Origin of the sequence: Geobacter sp. OR-1, from assembly GCF_000813145.1 — a bacterium.
GTDB lineage: Bacteria > Desulfobacterota > Desulfuromonadia > Geobacterales > DSM-12255 > Geoanaerobacter.
The window spans coordinates 1-16254 of record NZ_BAZF01000019.1; the positions used below are offsets into that span (position 1 = coordinate 1).

A 16254-nucleotide genomic window follows, 5' to 3' on the forward strand; every position below is an offset into this window, starting at 1 on the left:
AACCGCCGCAACCAAAGGAAAAGACACCGGCTCACACTGCGCCGGCCAGGCCGCTTACCGGCGGGAGTACCGTTGCACCGGCAGTGCCCAGGATAGCCCCTTCTGTAGGCGCATCCCCCGCGTTAGAGCTTCCGGCAGAACCGCTCATCCGCGAGATTGCCGCTGCCCAGGAGGCGCAGATCAAGGCGCACGAGGCCTACCTCCGCCTGAGCGACGGCATCGCCAGGTCAATGGCCGATGCGATCGGGCTGCAGCTTTCCCTGCAGGGCGCTTTGGGCGGCGAACCGTTGCCAGAGACGCCGGCGGTGACCGGCCCGAAAGACCCGGTGACATTCCGTCCCCCGGCCTTCGACCGCGATCTCTGCCTGGAGTTTGCCCGTGGCTCCGTGGCCAAGATGCTCGGTCCGGCCTTTGGCGAGGCCGATACCTTTCCGACCAGGGTCAGGCTTCCGGACGAGCCGCTGATGCTGGTGGACCGGATTGTCACCCTGGATGGTGAAGCCAGATCCATGACTTCAGGCCGGGTGGTGACCGAGCACGACATCCTTCCTGCTGCCTGGTACCTGGACGGCGGCCGGATTCCGACCTGCATCGCAGTTGAGGCGGGCCAGGCCGACCTGTTCCTTTCAGGCTATCTCGGCATCGACTTCATTACCCGTGGTCTCGCGGTCTACCGGCTGCTGGACGCGGTGGTCACCTTCCATCGGGGTCTGCCGGGACCGGGCGACACCATCCATTACGATATCAGGATCGAACGGTTCTTCCGCCAGGGGGATACCTGGCTGTTCCGGTTTCTGTTCGACGCCACGGTGAATGGCGAGCCGCTTCTCACCATGCGGGACGGCTGCGCCGGGTTCTTCTCCGAAGAAGAGCTGGCCAGTGGCAAGGGAATCGTCAGACCCGCCCTGGATCTAAGGCCAAAGGCCGGCATCCGGCCGGACGACTGGCAGGAACTGGTGCCGATGGAGCGGGAGAGCTACAGCGCCGGGCAGCTGGACCGCCTCCGGCAGGGGGATCTTGAAGGCTGCTTTGGCGACCGGTTCTCGACTCTCGCAATCTCGGCCCCCCTGACCATACCCGGCAACAAGATGCAACTTGTCCACCGGGTTAATGAGATCGATCCGGCCGGCGGCAGGTACGGTCTCGGGATCATCCGCGCCGAGGCGGACATCCGGCCGGACGACTGGTTCCTCACCTGCCATTTCGTGGATGATCGGGTCATGCCCGGCACGCTGATGTACGAATGCTGCCTGCACACTCTCCGGATCTTCCTGATCAGAATGGGGTGGGTGGCCGAGTCTAGCGGCGCGGTCTGGGAACCGGTCCCGGGAGTGGCGAGTGGCCTTAAATGCCGCGGCCAGGTGCTGGAGACCACCAAGGTGGCCGGTTACGAGGTAAGCATCCGTGAACTCGGCTATGGACCGGAACCGTATGCCATCTGCGACGCCCTGATGTACGCCGACGGCCGTCCGATCGTTGAGATCACCAACATGTCGGTTCGGCTCACCGGTGCGACGAAAGAGAAGCTGGCGGAATTGTGGAATCCGGTAGGAGCACTGCTTGCCGCGCCAGACAGAGTTCAAGGGCGCCGCAAGCAGCGCCCCTACAATCCGGATATAATAAAACCTGCCATCTACACCAAGGAGCAGATCCTCGCCTACAGCAACGGCAACCCGTCGGCAGGGTTTGGCGAGCCGTACCGGATCTTCGATTCCGGACGAAAGATCGCCCGGCTTCCCGGCCCGCCGTTCCAGTTCATGGACCGGATCACGGCACTCAGGGGAGAGCCGTGGCAGATGAAGGCCGGGGCCATGGCCGAGGCGCAATACGACCTCCCGGCTGATGCCTGGTTCTTTGCTGCTGAGCGCCAACCGGTCATGCCGTTTGCAGTCCTGCTGGAAACGGCGCTCCAGCCGTGCGGCTGGCTGGCCGCCTATGTCGGTTCGGCACTCACCACTCCGGCGGATCTTTCGTTCCGCAACCTGGGGGGGAGCGCAGTCCAGCATCGCGTCGTCACGCCGGAGAGCGGCATCCTCACCACCGCCGCAACCCTGAAAAAGGTCGCCACCAGCGGCGGCATGATCATCCAGGAGTTCGACTTCAGCGTTGCCGACCGCGACGGAGTCATCTACGAGGGTGAGACCATGTTCGGCTTCTTTTCCCGCGAGGCGCTTGCCAACCAGGTGGGAATCCGCGACGCCGCACCGTACAGCCCGACCAGGGATGAGACCGGTCGCGGTATCACCCTTCCCTACCCGGATGAGCCGCCGTTTCCAGAACAGAGGCTGCGGATGATCGACCGGATCGAGCTGTTCGTGGCTGACGGCGGGCCGGCCGGTCTCGGTTATATCAAAGGTATCAAGGATGTGGACCCGGACGAATGGTTCTTCAAGGCCCATTTCTTTGAAGACCCGGTGACCCCCGGTTCACTTGGGCTGGAGTCGTTCCTGCAGCTGCTCAAGTATGCCGCCAGGGAGCGTTTCGGCATGCCGAAGGCAGCGGCAATCGCCCTGGGCGCCAGGCACAAATGGCTCTACCGCGGCCAGATCGTGCCGGCCAACAGCCGTGTCATTGTTGAGGCCTGGATCACCGCAACGGACGAACATGCGCGGACTTTGACCGCGGACGGCCTTCTGTCGGTCGACGGCAAAGCGATCTACCAGATGAACCAGTTCACCGTCAGCGTGGAGTGATACAGATGAAGTATGCAAAGGTGTCCATCGAATCTCTCGGTTATGAACTCGGTCCGGTTGTAGTAACATCGTCCGAACTGGAGTCCCGTCTGGAACCGTTGTACAAGGCGCTCCGCTTCGTTCCCGGCCAGCTGCAGGCCCTGACCGGCATCCGCGAGCGCCGCTGGTGGGAACCGGGGTATCCGCTTTCCAAAGGGGCCATTGCCGCCGGCCGCAAGGCGCTCGATACCTGCCAGGTCACCCCTGCCGATATCGGCGTCCTGATCTATGCCGGTGTCTGCCGGGAACAGTTCGAACCGGCCACTGCCTGCAAGGTGGCTGCCGGTCTGGGGATCAGCGGCAACTGCGCAGTCTTCGACATTTCCAATGCCTGTCTCGGCGTTCTTAACGGCATCCTGGAGGTGGCCAACCGGATCGAGCTCGGGCAGGTCAGGGCCGGGCTGGTGGTCTCCTGTGAAAGCGCCCGCGAGATCAACGACCTGATGATTGCCGCCATGCTGAAGGAGCAGCGGATGGAACATTTCGCTGCATCTCTGGCAACCCTTACCGGCGGCTCCGGCGCTGTGGCGGTGCTGCTCACCGACGGTTCATTTTCAGGCGCAGGCAAGCGGCAACTGCTCGGCGGGGTTACCCAGGCGGCGCCGGAACACCATGACCTCTGCCTCTGGGGGGTAACGCCGGACGGACGGGGTGGATACACCCAGTCGATGCGCACCGACGCGGTCAGTGTCATGAACTTCGGGGTGGAGCTGGGACGCAGGACCTGGGCGGCCCTGATGCACGAGCTGAACTGGCAGACATCCGGGGTGGACCGGATTGTCTGCCACCAGGTCGGCTCCGCTCACCAGAGCGCCATTCTCAAGACCCTCGGCATCCCCGAGGATAAAGATTTCACCACCTTCGAATACCTGGGGAACATGGGGACCGTGTCTCTACCGCTGACCATGGCGGTGGCCGAGGAGCGCGACATCCTGGAAGCGGGGCAGAAGGTGGCGCTGCTGGGGATCGGGAGCGGGTTGAATTGCCTGATGCTGGGAGTACAGTGGTAAAAACGGTTACGGCAATACAAGGATTTTATGCAGTCAGCACTTAAAAGAGAATACCCCTTCACAGGTAAATTCCTCGACCTCGACGGCCTCCGCTACCACTACCTCGACGAGGGGAGCGGCCCGCCGGTGCTGATGGTGCACGGCAACCCGTCCTGGTCGTTCTATTACCGCAACCTGGTCCTGGCGCTCCGGGGCAACCGGCGTTGCATTGTCCCGGACCATATCGGCTGCGGACTCTCGGACAAGCCGGCTGACGACAGGTATGACTACACCCTCTCCCGCCGGGTCAACGATCTCAACCGGTTGATAGCCCATCTCGACCTTAAGGACAAGATCACCCTGGTGGTGCACGACTCGGGGGGGGATGATCGGTATGGCCTGGGCGATCCTCAACCCGGAGCGGATCGAGCGGATCGTGGTGATGAATACCGCGGCTTTCCACCTTCCGGAAGCGAAACCGTTCCCTTTGGGGCTCAGGATCTGCCGCGACACTTTTATCGGCACCCTGCTGGTGCGCGGCCTGAATGCCTTTGCCAGGGGTGCGGCCACCGTCGGCTGCAAGCGGAACCCGATGTCTCCGGAGCTGCAGCGCCTCTACTGCCTCCCTTACGATTCCTGGCAGAACCGGATCGCCACCCTCCGCTTCGTGCAGGATATCCCGCTTGCCCCCAGCGACCGTGGGTATGATATCGTCAGCGAGGTTTCCGACCGGATTGCACAGTTCCGGGAACTGCCCCTGCTGATCGTCTGGGGGGAACTCGATTTCGTCTTTGACCGCTATTTCCTGGCCGAATGGCAACAACGCTTCCCGAATGCCGAGGTCCACTCCTATCCGGACTGCGGCCACTATATCCTCGAAGACGCCAGGGATGAGGTTGTCCCCCTGATCTCTGAATTCATCCAAAGGCCTGCCTGATACTGCCGGGAACCGGCAACTCAGCAGTAACAAGCGTTACACACCTATTCCCACATTCCCTCTGCATGTGTTAGGTTTCTTGAAACATTTATGTCAGGAAAAACGGATCTCAAGGAGGGTCAGATCATCTTCCAGACGGATTCCGTTGGAGAAACTAAGCAGCGCCTGTTGCAGCGGCTCGACCCTGAGAGGGGTTTCGGGGTATCCCAGAACCGGCAGGAGCCCGATCAGCCCTTCCGGACCGAGCATCTGTCCATGAGAGTCCTGGATCTCGACCGCCCCGTCGGTAAACAGCAACAGGCAGTCACCTGGAGCACAGTCAATCCGGCATTCATCGAATTCTGCGTTTTCTATCATGCCGAACGGTAATCCCTGAGTGCCCACCTCTTCTGCCCGGCCGTTGGCACGGATCAGCAGCAGCGAAGGGCCGCCGGCAGAGGCAATCCTGACGCTCCTGTCGCCGGCATCCAATATTCCGCAGATTGCCGTAGCAAAGGACTCATCCCTGACGACCCGGCAGAGTTCACGGTTTATCTGCCGGGCAAACTCTGCCGGCTGCGTGAGGGTATGGCAGTAGCGGTTCCAGAGCGAGCTCAGATGCATGGTGTGGAGAGCAGCAGCAACCCCATGTCCCATTACGTCGGCAATAAAGAACCCGTATTTGTCGGGAGTGAGTTTACGAATGGCGAAATAGTCGCCGCCGATCATGTCGTGGGGGAGATAAATAGAGGTAAAGGCTACCCGGTTGTCATGCGGCAGGTCCTGATCCAGCGATAGCGTCTGAATTCGCTTTGCCCGCTCCAGGTCTGAGTAGGTTTCCGAAATATCGTGAAAGGTTTCCACCCCGCCGACTACCGTGCCGGTCTCATTGTGCAGCGGGGCAACGGAAACCACCATGGGGATTCGATTCCCGTTTTTGCCCTGGCCGACAATAATCACCGGGCAGTTGCTCGGCCGGTCGGTAACCATGCTTCGATGCAGCGGGCAGAACTCCTCACCGCACAGGCACCGGCCATCTTTGTCCACATGGCAGAGAATGTTGTCCTGACAGCGGTGCCCAACCACATCGGCTGCGGCCCAGCCGGTTATCCTTTCAGCTGACTTGCTCCAGAAGATGATACGACGCTCCCTGTCGCAAACATACAGACCGTCGTTCAAAGAGTCCAGTATCACCTCCGGCATCGATACATTCGCCATTGCCACGAATCCCCCATGCGCAAGTTTGCCAACCCTGACGACATCGAAAGAATAACACTTTTCTAATCTTTGGCAAGCAGGCCGAGCGGGAACCGGCGCTGACAGCCATATTCACTGTATTTTCAATACGTTAAACTTCTCATTAATCGGTTTTCCTTGACTTTTCCCGCTGCGTGCATTATCTTGCACCGACACATAAGTTTGACCTGATACACGACAATACTAAACCATCCGCGAGGATGGGACGGAAAGCCCACAGGGTCTCAACGAGACAGCCGGGTCGCCGAAATATCTTCAGATATCTCGGGGACCCGGCTTTTTTTAGCAGCGTTCATTATGACACGGGCCACTATTGCCGTACCAAAAAGGTTTAAGGAGGATCTATGACAGAGATGAGTAAAAAGATACAGGAGATGGCAGTATTTATAGAATTTCTCGTCGGCTCGGGGCTGGCAATCTTCTTCCACCTGGTGCTGAACAATGAGCAGGCCGCCTACCTGATCTTCGGGCTGGGGATACTGTTGTCCCTGTTCACCTACCTGGTGCGCCAGGATATCGAAACAACCAAATCGCAGTTGATCGACAAGTATCATGATGCCCACGAGATCCCGTTTGCCCTGGCGCAGATCAGTGATGCCGAGTGCAAGATAAAGGCGAACGAGTTGATCGCCAGCACCCTGAAAAGCATCATGATCCTGCAGAATGGCTACATCCCGCTGGATGAGATCGAGTTCTACCTCGAAGGCGCCAGGCTCTCCGACCAGTCGCTTCACCAGATCAAGGCAGTGGACCCATTGACTTCAGGCTGGCTGAGCCGCGGGGCGCTGATCAATTTCTACCAGGCGAACCTGCGTGCCGTCAACCGAGGAGTCACCATCACCCGGATCTTTGTCACCAGCCGCGAGGAGCTTGGCGACAGCGATGTCCAGAAGGTGCTGCTGACCCAGTACAACGACTGCATCGATGTACGGATTGCCTTCCGGGACGAACTCCCGTCAACCTTTGACATCAGCGGCAGGGACACCAACAGTTCCTTTGACTTTGCCATCTATGACGATCGTGGCGTGACCGACGTCTTTGTGCAGACCGGCAAATACTACGGCAGAAAGACCTTTCAGCAGTCAGAAGTCGCCAAGTACCAGTACCTTTACGAGCTGCTCGAACACAGCGCCCACCCGGTTAGACTTGAGAACGACCGGATTGTCCTGGCAAGCGAGCAGTTTTCCCTGGCATCGAACGGTTAGCAGTGGCTGACCAGGAATGAGTTTGCACCAAAATATTCGATAATATTTTATAAGCTTGTTTGTTTTTCAACAACTCTGACTCTGCACCGATATCACCTGCGTGCCTTTAAAATCAGATTAGCGCCATTTTCTTAAGAAAAATTATCCATATTTCCCTTTACATATTAATGGAACATAGTTTTAAATATACATAACAACAGAACAAGCCAAATCCCCGGGGCCAGCAACTGACATGCCCGACAGGTTCAGGGACGAGGAGGATGCCATGCTGACAAAATACCGGGAAGAGCTTATTACCGGGATCGAAGAATTCGACGATCTGAACGAAGAGTTGTTCACCAAGGTAGAGGAACTAATGACAGAAGCGCGTAGCGGCAATGCCGGACAATGCCTGGGGCGGTTTCTCTGGTTCCTGCAACGCTACGTCCGCAAGCATTTCCGGGCCGAGGAACAGCTGCAGCGCAGCCTCGGCTTTTCGGGATATCCTGCCCATAAAGAGCAGCATGATCTGTTTTTCGAGCAGGTGAGTGAGTTGCAGGCGCGGTATGGCCGCGAGGGAAACAGCACCGTCTTGATTGTGTCGGTTATCAAGATGCTGTCGGACTGGTCAAAAACCCATATCAAGACCTTTGACCGGGAAGCGGCCAATTTCTTCCGAAAGGTCGGCGGATAACACTACCCTTTCGAAATGAGCTGCAGCAGTTCATAAAATGCCCTGCGGGACTCTCCCACAGGGCATTTTATCGTCTAGGGGGGACCTTAGGGCACTGTTTCAAACCTATGGCCGATCAACAATGTCACGACATCCCGAAAATCGAGGTTGTTTCAGGATATCAATGATAGTAGAGTTATTGGTCGCTCGCATTGAAGGGGCACTGTTATCTGCCATTTTGCACAGGAGGGGAGCCGATGGAACGGGTTGGGATTGATGATGCCGCATGGAAAAAGGTATTAAGCCTGCCAGTTATTGTGGCTGCGCTCGGATACTTTGTCGATATCTACGACCTGGTGCTCTTCAGCATTGTCCGGGTGCCGAGTCTCAAATCCCTTGGTCTGCAAGGACAGGACCTGATCAATCAGGGGGTCTTTCTCCTCAACATGCAGATGATCGGAATGCTGATCGGAGGGATTGTCTGGGGGGTGCTGGGTGACCGCAAAGGGCGGCTGAAGATCATGTTCGGCTCAATCTTTCTCTACTCCCTGGCCAATCTCGCCAACGGCATGGTCTCCACCCTCCCCGCCTATGCCGTGCTCCGGTTCGTTGCCGGGGTGGGGCTTGCGGGAGAACTGGGCGCCGGCATCACGCTGGTCTCGGAAGTCCTCCACAAGAGCGTTCGCGGCTATGGCACCATGGTCGTCGCGTCGGTCGGTGTTTCCGGGGCGATCCTCGCCAATACCATTGCGGCCAATTTCGATTGGCGCAATGCCTTCTTCATCGGCGGTGTGCTCGGGCTGCTGCTCCTTATCCTCAGGATTTCCGTGGTCGAATCAGGCATGTTCCGGGATATGGAGCAGAAACAGGTTGCCAAAGGGAACTTCCTGGCCCTGTTCACCGACCGGAACCGGTTTGGCCGTTACCTGGACTCGATTCTGATCGGCATCCCTACCTGGTTCGTGGTGGGAATCCTCATCACTTTTTCGCCAGAATTCGCCAAGGCCCTGCGGGTAACCGGCCCGGTATCGGCCGGCAATGCGGTCATGTACTGCTATCTCGGGCTGGTCTTTGGCGATTTTGCCAGCGGTTTGCTGAGCCAGCTGCTGGCAAGCAGAAAGAAAGTGATCCTCATCTTTCTCGTCCTGACCGGTGCCGGAGTTCTATGGTATTTCAAGGCGACAGCGGTTTCGCCCGCCATTTTCTACCTCATCTGCACCTTCCTCGGTTTTGCCAGCGGCTACTGGGCCATCTTCGTTACCGTGGCCGCCGAGCAGTTCGGCACCAACCTGCGAGCTACCGTGGCCACCACGGTCCCGAACTTTGTGCGGGGAATGGTGGTGCCGATCACCCTCTCCTTCCAGTGGGCGCGGGGCCAGTTAGGCCTGGAGCGGGGAGCCGTTGCCGTTGGCTGCCTCTGCATGCTCATCGCGCTGATCTCACTGTACCGGCTTGAAGAGACCTTTCACAAAGATCTGGACTATTTCGAGGAGTATCTTTAAGGAGCGGCACTATTCCCATGCCCCGTAACAATAGCGTAAATATTGCCTGGCCGCTGTCCGAACTGGCCCAGAGCCAGCCGGATACCCCGGCCATTGTCTTTCCGCAGGAAGGCCGGTCACTGACCTTCCGCGAACTGGATACGGACAGCGACCGGCTGGCCGCCGGTCTGGCCGGTATCGGCATTGGCAGGGGAGTGCGCACAGCCCTGCTGGTTCCCCCTTCTCCGGAGCTGTTCAGCCTGACCTTCGCTCTGTTCAAGGCCGGAGCGGTGCCGGTGTTCATCGATCCCGGCATCGGTGCAAAAAACATGAAAGGGTGCCTCAGAGATGCGGAACCAACTGCATTCATCGGCGTCCCCAAGGCGCACTTTGCCCGGAGATTGCTGGGATGGGGAAAAGAGACCATCCGCACCCTTGTTACCGTAAACGGCAGCAAGATCTCGGGGGGGGATTCCCCTTGAAGAGATCCGCTCGTCCGCCTCTGACCTGACCAGTTACGTTCCGGCCCGGACCGGCCGGGATGAAACCGCCGCCATCCTCTTCACCAGCGGCAGCACCGGCGCCCCCAAAGGGGCTGTTTACACCCACGGCAACTTCGCCGCTCAGGTCGAAGCACTCAGGCAGGTCTACGGCATTACCCCCGGTGAGGTCGACCTCCCGACCTTTCCGTTGTTTGCCCTCTTTGCCCCGGCGCTCGGCATGACCGCCATCATCCCCAGGATGGACTTTACCAGACCCGGCTCGGTCGACCCGGAACGGATCATCGGGCCGCTGAACCGTTTCCAGGCCACCACAATGTTCGGCTCGCCGGCGCTCATCAACCGCGTTGCCAGATATGGAGTTGCCAAGGGGGTGAAACTGCCATCACTTAAACGGGTGATCTCTGCCGGGGCTCCGGTACAACCGCATGTTCTGGAGCGGTTCAGCGCTCTGCTGCCGGAAGGCGCCGAGATCTTCACCCCGTATGGCGCCACCGAGGCACTGCCGGTATGTTCCATCGGCAGCCGCGAGATTCTGGGAGAAACCCGTCGGGTCACCGATGCCGGGGGCGGTGTGTGCGTGGGTAAACCGGTCAATGGAATCAGGCTGGAGATTATCGAGATCAGCGACGCTCCGATCCCGGAGTGGGACGAAGCGCTGCGCGTACCGCTGGATCTGATCGGCGAGATCGTAGTGCAGGGGCCGCAGGTCACCAAGGGTTACTACAACCGGCCGGAGGCCGATCGGCTGGCCAAGATATCGGACCCTGCGACCGGCAGCTTTTTCCACCGGATGGGTGATCTGGGGGGTAAAGACGCGGCAGGCAGGATCTGGTTCTGCGGCAGAAAGTCGCACCGGGTCGAGACCGGTGCCGAGACCCTGTTCACAATCCCGTGTGAAGCAGTCTTCAACACCCACCCGGCGGTCTTCCGCTCCGCGCTGGTCGGGATCGGCGTCCAGGGACAACAGCGGCCGGCCATCTGCATCGAGCTGGAAAAGGGGTGCCGGACCGACCGGGACAAGATCCGGCAGGAACTCCTTGTCATTGCCCGGGCACATATCCATACTCAGGCGATCGAAACCTTCCTGTTCCACCCGGCGTTTCCCGTGGATATCCGGCACAATGCCAAGATTTTTCGGGAAAAACTGGCGGTATGGGCGGCAAGGAAACTGAAATGAAGGCTCTGGTGACCGGAGGTGGCGGATTTTTGGGCGGAGTTATCGTGAGGATGCTCCGTGACCGAGGTGACGAGGTGGCTAGCATCTCCCGCTCCATATATCCCGAACTGACCGGTCTTGGCATACAGCAGGTTCAGGGCGACCTGGCCGACAGTTCAGCGGTCATGAAGGCTGCCGCAGGTTGCGATATTGTATTCCATGTTGCGGCCAAGGCCGGAGTATGGGGCCCTTATAGCGAATACTACCGAGCCAATGTGACCGGTACGGAGAATGTGATCGCTTCCTGCCGGGCCAACGGCATCGCTAGGCTGGTCTACACCAGCTCCCCCAGCGTGGTGTTCGACGGCAGTGATATTGAAGGGGGAGATGAAACGCTCCCCTACCCCGCTCACTTTGAGGCCCCTTACCCGCAGACCAAGGCCATGGCTGAGCAGCTGGTTCTGGCCGCCAACTCGCCTGAACTGGCCACGGTATCGCTGCGTCCCCATCTCATCTGGGGTCCCGGCGACAATCACCTGGTACCGCGGATCATTGCCAGGGCCAAAAGCGGCAGGCTGCGCCGGATCGGCGACCGGCCCTGCCGGGTGGACACTGTCTATGTGGACAATGCGGCCCGCGCGCATCTGCTGGCTGCGGATCGGCTCTCACCAGGCTCTCCGGTTGCCGGCCGGAGCTATTTCATCAGCAACGGAGAACCGCTACCGATCTGGGATATGGTCAACCGCATCCTTGCTAGCGCAGATATCCCCCCGGTCTCCGGGACCATATCGCCACGGCTGGCTTATCTTGCCGGTGCCTTGTTCGAGAAGATCTGGAGCGCTTTCCGTCTTTCCGGCGAACCGCCCATGACCCGCTTTGTCGCCCATGAGCTGGCCACAGCCCACTGGTTCGACATCTCCGCTGCCCGGCGCGACCTGGGGTATGAACCGGAGGTTTCGATGGATGAAGGGATGCGAGGGCTTAAGGATTGGCTTACCGGAAGAGGATAAACACTTCAATGAAAGCACAGATTATCGAAAAGGAAGGCAGGCCTGAATTCGCGGTGATTTCATACACGGATTACGAGCATTTTCTGGAACTGCTTGAGGATGAGGCAGATACCAAAGCCGTTGCCGAGTTTCATGAAGCCTATACCGCCGGTCGGGAGTTTCTGGAGCCGAATGAAGATTATGCGCCGCGAACTCGCCGGAGAATCGCCGATTAAGCTCTGGCGCGAATACCGCAGCCTGACTCAGCAGGAACTCGCCAAGAAGGCGGCGATAAGCAAGCCGTATCTGTCGCAGATCGAAACCGGCAAACGGCAGGGGAAGGTTGAAACACTATCTGCCATAGCGCGGGCACTTGATGTGCCACTTGATGTTTTGGTCGACTAAACCTTCCGCTTAAATCTCCGTAATAACTCCATAAGGCTGACCAGCCCGCCCAGTCTTTCCGGGCGGGCTGGTCAGCCGCAAGTTGGATACTCTTGCTGTCAGACTGCGATGACAGTGGTTTCAATTCTGACATGGAGGGATTTCTTAATAGTGGCGAAGATAGTCGACAGGTTTTCCATGGTAGGATTGCCGGAAGCGGAAAGCATGCGGTGAAGACTTTTGCTTGGTTTTTGTACTTCTTCAGCTAATCGCTCGAATCCGACTGTTGCGTTTATGAGGTCTCTTAAAATCAGTTTGGCAGTGGCTGAATCGCCATCCAGCAATAAATCGACCGCTTCATGAAGCAGTGATTTGGCAAAATCAGGGTCGCACTCAACCCGCTTTTTTATGGTTTCTTTGAAGTCTCTCGTCAGGGCCATTTTGTCCTCCCTAAATCTATTTCTTTTTCTGTTTGGCTTTTCGTTCTTTGTACTCTTTCCAGATGGCTTCTGCCTTGTCGATATCCTTTTGCTGTCCCTTTTTCGTACCGCCCCCGAGAAGAATTATCAGTTTATCACCGTCTTTACCGATGTAGACCCGATAGCCTGGCCCCCAATCCAACCGGTATTCTCCGATTCCTCCAAGCCATTTTACGTTGGAAAGGTTACCTTGTTCCATTTTGAGCTTTACGATCGTGATCTTCGCAGCTGCAATAGTATCCAGTCCCATGAACCATTCTTCGTAAGGGCTTGTTCCATCTTCGCAGAGGTATTCTTCAACTTTATAACTCATGCTTGATAGTATCCTATATGTTACTATCATTCAATGGGAAAATTGCATTGATTCAGCAAATCCCGCGAATTGCCAATACAATTAAAAGAAGCACCAGTACAAACACTCTATGGTCAATCACAAAATTGGTTCCGCTCGATAATATGGCAACCGCACTGAATACAACCGACCCCGCGGCCTGCCCAATGTAATCCAGGTACAAAAAAGGGCACCACAGTGGGTGCCCTTTAAGTAGAGTTAACGGGAGATCGAATCAGTCGATCACCTTGCCGATATTCCCGAATCTGACGCGGAAATTGTCCTTGTCCCATGACCAGTACTTGATGAACGCCAGCCCCTTGATCTTGTCCATCTTCACGAACCCCCAGAATCGGCTGTCATAGGAACGGTCGCGGTTGTCACCCATGACAAAATAGGAACCCGGCGGGACCACTATCTGCTTGGTGTTGTCACGCGGGTTCTGGGCGGCCGGTATCACGTCCTTCTCCTTGTGCACTTCGTGGGGGTTGGAGTATGGCTTGGCATTTACCATCACGGTCTTGCTCACCACCTGCACCACGTCACCCGGTACCCCGATAACCCGCTTGATAAAGTCTTTGCTCGGGTCTTCGGGATATTCAAAGACAATGACATCCCCACGCTTGGGGTCGCGGATCTTGAACAGCCGCTTGTCGGTAAACGGGATTTTCGTGCCATAGATGAATTTGTTCACCAGGATATGATCGCCGATGGCAAGAGTATCTTCCATGGATCCGGATGGTATCTTGAACGCCTGTACGATGAACGTCCGGATGACGAGAGCCAGAATCACCGCAATAATGATCGACTCTGCATACTCCCGAATGATATGTTTTTTCTTGAATTCCGGTTGCTGTGTCTCTTTGGCGCCGAGATTCTTGTAATCTTCCATTATCAGGTCCCTAATCCTCTACTTTTAGTATCGCCAGGAACGCCTCCTGAGGCAGTTCCACATTACCGACATTCTTCATCCGCTTCTTCCCCTCTTTCTGCTTTTCGAGGAGCTTCCGCTTGCGGGTTATGTCACCGCCGTAACATTTGGCAAGAACATCCTTGCGCAACGCCTTGACCGTTTCCCTGGCAATGACCTTGTTGCCGATGGCGGCCTGAATGGCCACCTCGAACATCTGGCGGGAGATCAGCTCCTTCATCTTGGAAACAAGAGCACGGCCCCGGTAGTATGCCTTCTCCTTGTGAACGATCAGAGAGAGTGCATCGACCACTTCACCGTTGATCATGATATTCATCCGGACCAGATCACTCTGCCGGAAATCGAGATGTTCATAATCCAGGGAGGCGTATCCCTTGGAGATCGATTTCAACCGATCGTAAAAATCGAGCACGATCTCGTTCAGCGGCAGTTCATAGATGATCATGACCCGTGTCGGGGTAAGATATTTAATTTCCCGCTGGACACCCCGCTTCTCGACACAAAGTGCAAGAACAGGCCCGACAAAGTCATTGGGAACATGAATATGCGCCAGGATGAAAGGCTCTTCCATATAATCGATATGCTGCGGTTCCGGCATCTTGGCCGCGCTCTCGATCTCGATCATGCTGGAGTCGGTCCGATGGACGCGATAGACAACCGTCGGCGCCGTGGTGATCAGATCGAGGCTGAATTCCCGTTCCAGCCGCTCCTGGATGATCTCCATGTGCAGAAGTCCCAGGAAGCCGCACCGGAACCCGAACCCGAGCGCCACCGAGGTCTCCGGCTCATAGGAAAAGGAGGAGTCGTTCAGCTTGAGCTTAGCCAGCGCATCCCGAAGCTGTTCATACTGGGCGGTGTCGATCGGGTAAAGCCCGGAAAACACCATCGGCTTTACCTCTTTGAACCCTTCCAGCGGCTGGCTGCACTGGCGGTGCAGCAGGGTGACGGTATCGCCAACCTTGGCGTCGGCAACATCCTTGATACCGGCAATGATAAAGCCGACCTCGCCGACGGAGAGGCTCGGCACCTCCCGCATTACCGGAGCGAAGACACCCACCTTGAGCGCCTCGTAGGCACGGTTGGTGGACATGAGCTGGATCTTGTCCCCCTTCTTGAGCGTGCCATCGATAATCCTGACCAGGATGATGACCCCCTGGTACTGGTCGTACCAGGAGTCGAACAGCAGCGCCTTAAGCGGGGCATCCAGATTCCCCTTAGGAGGCGGTATCTTTTTGACGATCTCTTCCAGGATCTCCCTGGTGCCGATCCCCTCCTTGGCGCTGGCCAGTACGGCATCGTGGGCATCGATCCCGATGATATCCTCGATCTCCTGGATAACCCGCTCCGGCTCGGCAGCCGGAAGGTCGATCTTGTTCAGGACCGGGAAGACTTCGAGATTGATATCGAGAGCCAGGTAGACGTTGGCCAGGGTCTGGGCCTCCACCCCCTGTGAGGCATCGACGACCAGGAGTCCACCTTCACAGGCTGCCAGCGACCGGGAAACCTCATAGGTGAAGTCGACGTGGCCGGGGGTATCGATCAGGTTAAGGATATACTCCTTGCCGTTGTCAGCCTTATAGTTGAGCCTGACGGTCTGGGCCTTGATGGTGATGCCCCGTTCCCGTTCCAGGTCCATCTTGTCGAGGAACTGGTCCTGCATCTCCCTGGCGGTCAACGCGCCGGTGTACTCCAGCAGCCGGTCGGCAAGCGTCGACTTCCCATGGTCGATATGGGCGATTATGGAAAAATTGCGGATAATCTCTTGAGACATGAACACCTTTGCATCCTGATTGTATAAACCTTGGAAGGATAGACCAACAGAGGCGCTGATGTAAAGGTATTTCTCGTCTGAGCCGCCTGTAAATCATTGCCTTGCATAATCGTCCGTGATAAAGTCCGCTCATAAATACAAATAAAGGATAATCACTGAATGCTGACCGGAAAACAGAAACGATTTCTCAGGGCTCTCGGGCATGGTCTCAAACCGATAATCACCATTGGCAAGAGCGAAATAAGCGAGGCGTTGGCCAAAGAGACCTCCATAGCACTGGATGCCCACGAGCTGGTGAAGATAAAACTGCTCGAAAGCTGCATCATGGATCGGCACGAGGCGGCCGCACTGCTGGCCGACGCCAGCAAAGCGGAAATTGCCCAGATCCTGGGGAGAACGTTTCTACTTTATCGCCAGGCCAAGGAGCCGAAGATTCAGCTCCCTTCGGAAAAACCGAAAAAAGGCAGCCCAAGGTAAT

The 16254-nt window shown here is 57.3% G+C and carries 13 protein-coding genes, 3 pseudogenes and 1 riboswitch; of the genes and pseudogenes, 11 read left to right on the forward strand and 5 right to left on the reverse strand.

Going from position 1 to position 16254, the window contains the following annotated elements; all coding sequences use genetic code 11:
• The 3 genes and pseudogenes from OR1_RS16265 to OR1_RS23330 form a co-directional block, all read left to right on the forward strand.
• Positions 1-2693: pseudogene (locus tag OR1_RS16265) on the forward strand (3-hydroxyacyl-[acyl-carrier-protein] dehydratase FabA); the annotation flags it as partial.
• A 5-nt stretch (positions 2694-2698) separates the two neighbouring features.
• Positions 2699-3742 carry a 3-oxoacyl-ACP synthase III gene (locus OR1_RS16270; protein WP_041973075.1) on the forward strand — a complete coding sequence of 348 codons (1044 nt, stop codon included), beginning with the start codon at positions 2699-2701 and terminating at the stop codon, positions 3740-3742.
• A gap of 27 nt (positions 3743-3769) precedes the next feature.
• Positions 3770-4658, forward strand: a pseudogene (locus tag OR1_RS23330) (alpha/beta fold hydrolase).
• Positions 4659-4751: 93 nt separating this feature from the next.
• Here the strand turns inward: OR1_RS23330 and OR1_RS21045 are convergent.
• Complete coding sequence (locus OR1_RS21045; RefSeq protein ID WP_052440553.1) at positions 4752-5855, reverse strand: SpoIIE family protein phosphatase; 1104 nt, start codon at positions 5853-5855, stop codon at positions 4752-4754.
• Positions 5856-6066: 211 nt separating this feature from the next.
• Positions 6067-6143: riboswitch (cyclic di-GMP riboswitch) on the forward strand.
• Between the two features lie 104 nt (positions 6144-6247).
• Between OR1_RS21045 and OR1_RS16285 the strand changes: the two genes are divergently transcribed.
• The 7 genes and pseudogenes from OR1_RS16285 (at position 6248) to OR1_RS16310 (ending at position 12285) form a co-directional block, all read left to right on the forward strand.
• Entirely contained in the window at positions 6248-7099 is an 852-nt protein-coding gene (locus OR1_RS16285; RefSeq protein ID WP_041973262.1) for a hypothetical protein, read from the forward strand.
• A 265-nt stretch (positions 7100-7364) separates the two neighbouring features.
• Positions 7365-7772 carry a bacteriohemerythrin gene (locus tag OR1_RS16290; RefSeq protein ID WP_041973265.1) on the forward strand — a complete coding sequence of 136 codons (408 nt, stop codon included), beginning with the start codon at positions 7365-7367 and terminating at the stop codon, positions 7770-7772.
• A 236-nt stretch (positions 7773-8008) separates the two neighbouring features.
• A complete protein-coding gene (locus tag OR1_RS16295; protein WP_041973077.1) occupies positions 8009-9253 on the forward strand; it encodes an MFS transporter in 1245 nt (414 codons plus the stop codon).
• A gap of 17 nt (positions 9254-9270) precedes the next feature.
• A pseudogene (locus OR1_RS16300) lies at positions 9271-10912 on the forward strand (fatty acid CoA ligase family protein).
• The gene (locus OR1_RS16305; RefSeq protein ID WP_041973079.1) at positions 10909-11901 is read left to right on the forward strand and encodes an NAD-dependent epimerase/dehydratase family protein; all 993 of its coding nucleotides are present in this window, start codon (positions 10909-10911) and stop codon (positions 11899-11901) included. The pseudogene OR1_RS16300 and the gene OR1_RS16305 overlap by 4 nt, the downstream one beginning before the upstream one ends.
• 8 nt (positions 11902-11909) lie before the next feature.
• Positions 11910-12116 (forward strand): hypothetical protein, encoded by a 207-nt coding sequence (locus OR1_RS22590; RefSeq protein ID WP_202812063.1) that lies wholly within the window; start codon positions 11910-11912, stop codon positions 12114-12116.
• Entirely contained in the window at positions 12073-12285 is a 213-nt protein-coding gene (locus OR1_RS16310) for a helix-turn-helix domain-containing protein (RefSeq protein ID WP_202812064.1), read from the forward strand. The genes OR1_RS22590 and OR1_RS16310 overlap by 44 nt, the downstream gene beginning before the upstream one ends.
• Positions 12286-12383: 98 nt before the next feature.
• Here OR1_RS16310 and OR1_RS16315 read toward each other — a convergent pair whose 3' ends face one another.
• The 4 genes from OR1_RS16315 to lepA form a co-directional block, all read right to left on the reverse strand.
• Positions 12384-12704: a DNA-binding protein gene (locus tag OR1_RS16315; protein ID WP_041973083.1), complete on the reverse strand. Its 321-nt coding sequence runs from the start codon at positions 12702-12704 to the stop codon at positions 12384-12386.
• 16 nt (positions 12705-12720) lie between these two features.
• Complete coding sequence (locus tag OR1_RS16320; RefSeq protein ID WP_041973086.1) at positions 12721-13056, reverse strand: type II toxin-antitoxin system RelE/ParE family toxin; 336 nt, start codon at positions 13054-13056, stop codon at positions 12721-12723.
• Positions 13057-13309: 253 nt separating this feature from the next.
• Positions 13310-13966, reverse strand: a complete 657-nt coding sequence (gene lepB / locus OR1_RS16325; RefSeq protein ID WP_041973089.1) for a signal peptidase I — start codon at positions 13964-13966, stop codon at positions 13310-13312.
• 10 nt (positions 13967-13976) lie between these two features.
• The gene (gene lepA, locus OR1_RS16330; protein WP_041973092.1) at positions 13977-15776 is read right to left on the reverse strand and encodes a translation elongation factor 4; all 1800 of its coding nucleotides are present in this window, start codon (positions 15774-15776) and stop codon (positions 13977-13979) included.
• Positions 15777-15935: 159 nt separating this feature from the next.
• Between lepA and yhbY the strand changes: the two genes are divergently transcribed.
• A complete protein-coding gene (yhbY, locus tag OR1_RS16335; protein ID WP_041973094.1) occupies positions 15936-16253 on the forward strand; it encodes a ribosome assembly RNA-binding protein YhbY in 318 nt (105 codons plus the stop codon).
• The last annotated feature ends 1 nt before the right edge of the window (position 16254 follow it).